Source organism: Bifidobacterium aemilianum (assembly GCF_003315635.1).
Lineage (GTDB): Bacteria > Actinomycetota > Actinomycetes > Actinomycetales > Bifidobacteriaceae > Bifidobacterium > Bifidobacterium aemilianum.
The window spans coordinates 1-454 of record NZ_PDCG01000077.1; the positions used below are offsets into that span (position 1 = coordinate 1).

General features: G+C 63.7%; 1 protein-coding gene. It reads right to left on the reverse strand.

Going from position 1 to position 454, the window contains the following annotated elements:
- On the reverse strand, window positions 1–246 hold a 246-nt coding region (locus CRD60_RS08475), incomplete at its 3' end, for a GTPase (protein WP_113860802.1).
- Window positions 247–454 lie beyond the last annotated feature (208 nt).

Genomic DNA, 454 nt, shown 5'->3' on the forward strand with positions numbered 1-454 from the left:
GTGGATGCCCGGGGTGTCCACCAGTACGATCTGTGCCTTCTCGGTCGTCAGGATACCGCGGATGGCCTTACGCGTGGTTTCGGGCCGCGAGGAGGCAATCGCCACCTGCCGGCCCACCAGGGCGTTGATCAGGGTCGACTTACCTACATTGGGCCGACCGACGACAGCGACGAAACCCGACCGGTAGGCGTTTCCTGTTGTATCCGAGGCGACTTCGCCCTGGCTGGCCCTGGCTGTCTGACTCATGCTGATTGCTCTCCCTGCATTCACTGCGATCCAATATCCCCGATGGGCACCGGGCATCGACCTACAAGCCTACGCCTGGGCTTCGTCCAACCCAGTGCCGTCCGCTTCGGTCTTTTCACGCTGGTCCGGACCGCCAGCCGGTTCCACGATGATGGTGGCGATCTTCTTGCTTCGGCCCGCGGCGTCGGCGGCGGTCAGTTTGAGACCC